The 4,322-nt window shown below is 40.7% G+C and carries 5 protein-coding genes; all 5 read right to left on the bottom strand.

Features of this window, described 5'->3' with window-relative positions:
• Positions 1-31: 31 nt before the first annotated feature.
• Entirely contained in the window at positions 32-1,018 is a 987-nt protein-coding gene (locus tag I6E24_RS15550) for a PGN_0703 family putative restriction endonuclease (protein ID WP_235329528.1), read from the bottom strand.
• A 191-nt stretch (positions 1,019-1,209) separates the two neighbouring features.
• A complete protein-coding gene (tnpC, locus tag I6E24_RS15555) occupies positions 1,210-2,760 on the bottom strand; it encodes an IS66 family transposase (protein WP_235329530.1) in 1,551 nt (516 codons plus the stop codon).
• 80 nt (positions 2,761-2,840) lie between these two features.
• Positions 2,841-3,209, bottom strand: coding sequence for an IS66 family insertion sequence element accessory protein TnpB (tnpB, locus tag I6E24_RS15560; RefSeq protein ID WP_204509133.1), 369 nt, complete (start codon positions 3,207-3,209; stop codon positions 2,841-2,843).
• Positions 3,202-3,564: a hypothetical protein gene (locus I6E24_RS15565; protein ID WP_204509135.1), complete on the bottom strand. Its 363-nt coding sequence runs from the start codon at positions 3,562-3,564 to the stop codon at positions 3,202-3,204. Before I6E24_RS15565 ends, tnpB begins: the two co-directional genes overlap by 8 nt.
• A 213-nt stretch (positions 3,565-3,777) precedes the next feature.
• On the bottom strand, positions 3,778-4,322 hold a 545-nt coding region (locus I6E24_RS15570; RefSeq protein ID WP_235329532.1), incomplete at its 5' end, for an HNH endonuclease.

The following is a 4,322-nucleotide window of genomic DNA, read 5'->3' on the forward strand; positions in this document are numbered from 1 at the left end:
AAATAATTGAGTAATGTTTTTTTATTCATTCTTAGATAAAAGGATATCTTGTATTCAGATAGTCTACCCATTGCTTGTTCTTTTCATTCATCTCAAAGTGCTTACATATAAGAAGGATGAGTTTTTCGATGGTAATATAGCCGAATGTTGCTTTTCCATATTCCGACAGTAATTTTTCATACTCAGGAAGTACTTTCTTGAAATGAGTATTGCCATTGGGATATAGTGTGATACTATGGAATTTAGTGATTCGTCCGTTCATAACCATTGCAGCACCTAATAAATGATTCCTCCATATCTGCCTGTAGTCATCTTTGCAAAGCAATGTTTCACTCAGGCGGCGGTTGTTTATCTCATTTGTGTATAACCCACATTGGCGTGTCTTGATGGCGTATAAGGAATCTTCCTCTTCCATAACCCTCTTCCTTTCTAATTTCCCAAAAGGATATCCTTCTTCAGTATATTTTACTTCAATACCTACACCACACTCTTTCCCATTATAAATATATTCAATATATGTATCGAATGAGGTATTGTCGTCAAGTGCTTCCTCCTTTTCAGGGGCCCACTCGATACGAATATCTGTAACTTTGTCTATCTCGTCTGTTTTCAGAATATCTTTTAATAGAGCAGATGTGGCTTGCAGATCGGATTTCATTGGATAAAATACATTCCATGGAATATGTTCACTCCTAAGCATATTGCCCATAAGTCCCTCATGGAGAGCTGCATTCAACTTCCCGTATCGCTCTTTTATGCCATTAAGTATATCGTTTCGATAAACCTCACAGAAATTATATCCTAACGAAGCGAATGGCTCCATAAGGAAAGCACCATACTTACCGAACTTGTGTTTAGGATCGTATGGAATACCTAATACCATCTGGCGGAAGAGTGATTGCTTTTTCCTCGCATGTGCTTTAAAAGCTGGCTCATTGGCGCTAAGTGGGATTTCTTGATATGCTGCTTTCTGCTTTAATAATATAAGCTTTTCTAGTTTATATATTTTGTTTGTCATACTTTTAAACCTATGTACTGAAGAATATGATGAGTAATTATTTGTAATCTGTTTTCGTAATTAAATTGTAAACTTCCGGTAAAGTGCGTATTGCAAAATAGAAAATTAGTCCCGACTCGGTACGATTCGTTCAGATTCGCCTCCGAGTCGGGACTAATAGCATCAAATTATATCAATTCGGAACAGATTTGTTATGATTTAGCCCAGTTCCGTGGAAGTAGTTCTGTCATATCCTTTTTATCCCTTTCATAATACGGTATTTTCCTCAGTACGTCCTCCATCCATACTCTTGGGTCAACTCCGGCAGACTTGCAGGTTCCGATAAGGGAATATACAATGGCCGCTCTGTATGCCGATGCGTCATTGCCACAGAACAGATAGTTTTTCCTACCCAAAGCCAACGGCCTTATCGCATTCTCAATGAGATTGTTGTCGATATTCACCCTACCGTCATTTACATATCTGGAGAGTCTGGGAAGAAGTGAGAAGGTGTATTCTATAGCCTTACCGGTACGGCTCTTAGGCAGCACCTTAAGGTAGGCATCCTGCATCCACCTTTCAAATTCCAGTATCACAGGGTAAGATTCCCGGATACGTTTTTCCTTTCGCTCTTCTATGGAAAGGCCGGCTTCGTTAGCCTCAGATTCAACTTTGTACAGTTTGCCTATATGGCATAATGCTTGTGTAGCCAGTACCTTGTTCTCGTCAAGTGCCTCCGTAAACTTTCTCCTTGCATGGGCCCAACAGCCGAACAGCGTGATGCCTTTCATCCGTTCGAACTGTTCGTAGGCATCATAGCCGTCGCACTGCGCAAGCCCGGCATAATTGCCCAGGAGTTCACGGGCAACCTTCCCGCTACGGCTGCCACGGTCATAATGGAACACGACGTCTCCGGTGATGCCGTCACGCAGGCACCACTCATAACCTTTTCTCGTCTTGTGCTTTTCGTTGTCAATAACAGGTATCACACTCTCGTCTATCTGTATATATTCACTTGAGAGTATCTGCTTCTTAAGGAGATTATAGAGAAGCTTCAGCTTTTCCACAGCCGCCTCATACCATCCGCCCATAGTCGAGTCACTGATGGTTATGCCGGACTCACGGTACTGTTGTATAAGGCGGTAGAAAGGCAGATGATACATAAACTTTCCGATGATAATGTCAGTCAGTACGGATGCTCCTGCCATACATTTGCCCACAGGTGCCAAAGGAAGCGGACTGATAAGGATATGCCTCTCTTCCGGATGCTTTTCCTTGAGTTCTGATTTTCTTATTACCTTGTGGCGGATGGTCTTTACTATATAGACTTTCTCCGGGATACGTTCCAGACGCAGAGTCTCTTCGGTTCCGATTTCAACGAAATCGTCTTTCAGCTCACCGTTTTCTGTGGTAGTACCTTCAGGGTAAAGATTGATTTCCTTTACAGGCAGCAGGGATGTATCAAGAGGCTTGCGGACAGGTTTCTCTTTGACCTTGACTGTTCTTGTCATCTCTTCTTCCGCCTTGCGTGCTTCCTCCTCAAGTTCAGCCTTCTCATCGGGAGACATTTCCTGCTGTGTAAACAGCGACAACTGGTTGGGGTCAAGAGGAAGGTTCTTCTCACTCATACGGCCGAACATCTTCTTCCTAAGCCAATAAAGGGATTGTTCCAGGGATGCCACTTTCCCGGAAAGTGCATCATTTTCCTTGCGAAGCCTTTCATTCTCCTGTATTATTGCCTTTATCTGTTCTTCCGTAAACATCTGTATTCCATTATCTTATTACAGTGTAAAGATAATAAAATCTGCTGGAATACACAACTTTACAGTGTATTAAATACCTGTTATTTCCGAAGTTTTCTCAAGCTTTCAAGTCTGTTTTTACGTGAATCTCCGGATTCTATGATACCCTCCACTATCATTACAAGGTCACGCCATTCTATCCCTTCGCAGATGTTGTCCTTACTAAAGGAGCCGGGATTGCCAAACGTACCGGCCTCCAAAAGCTTGGAATAGAGTACCATTCCACCTGCCTCCCAATGGAGAAGCTTAATACGGTTGCGTGCCCTGTTCATGAAGATGTAAACATTCCCGTTACATGGATCATGACCCATGACATCAGTCACTATACCACTGAGTGTATGGAAACTCTTCCGCATATCCGTCGGACGGTTGTACAGCAGATAATGAAGACTGTCGTTAAGGTTAAACATGGCTGCTGGCTTGAATTATTGAGTAAAGTTCCTGTGCGCTGAGCTCTCCCTGAATACGTATTGCATCTCCTTTTGATGTACGTATCTCTATACTTTTAAAACCGGATGACGATTCTCCTTTAGGTTTACGACCGCTTTGACCAAATGACGGGACAGGAATAAATGTGCCGCTTTGTCCCAGTTCTATAAAATCACCTTTGGAGGTATTGCCGGAGGACTGTTCCTCTGCATAGCGGGACTTGCTCTCATAAAATCTCCAAACTGGGATATTGAGTTCGGCCAGCCTGGATTTATAGGTTACTTTGTGTTCCTTGCAGTACATAATAATTTCTGCAACTTCTTCTCGTGTCATCATAAATCTTGTTTTTGGGCACAAAGATACTGATGGAAGGAGTTGCAGAAAACACGTGGTTTACCGGAGGCTTACATTAAATTTGTGGACTATAACAATTAAAGCAAGTAACCTAATTAATCAGGTAGTAGACATGGAAGAGATGTTGTTTTAAGATTATGAAGTCTGAACTTGTGATATCTACAAGTAGTGGGGCATATATCTTTTAAAAAACATTTATCCAATAAAACAATATTTATTGTGATATTTTAAATAAGTCTTGTGTGCCTCTTCAATACGACAAAGAGATAAAGTTGAAGTCAATCCCAATAAATACTTGTCATTTTTGGAAAGCAATTTTGAGTAAATTGCTTTCCCCTCAGAGGTGAATGTTAAGTAACCCAAATCAAATAACTTATCATAATTTGGTAAAAGTAATAATCCGTTGAATACATCCAGCCGTTCATCATTTGTTGAATCTTTCCAAGGTTTTATGTGAGAAGCTACTAGCATATCTGTTAATGAACATTTGCTTATAGCACATCCATCCCAATACTTAATCAAATTGTTACGAAATACCCCTTGACCTCTTCTAGACAAGATAATAGATTCTTTTTCAGTAACAGACAGATGTTGATTCTCTTTAATTTTCTCAATCTCTGATAAAATACTGTTATCGTATCGCTTACGATAATCTGATTTTAGGAAATCTAAGAATTTACGTAAACCGGAACGAAAATCAGAGATAGATTTTCTAGTACAATATTTTTCCCTGTCAGTGC

The sequence above is a fragment of the Bacteroides caecigallinarum genome (assembly GCF_021530995.1).
Classification (GTDB): Bacteria; Bacteroidota; Bacteroidia; order Bacteroidales; family Bacteroidaceae; genus Phocaeicola; species Phocaeicola faecigallinarum.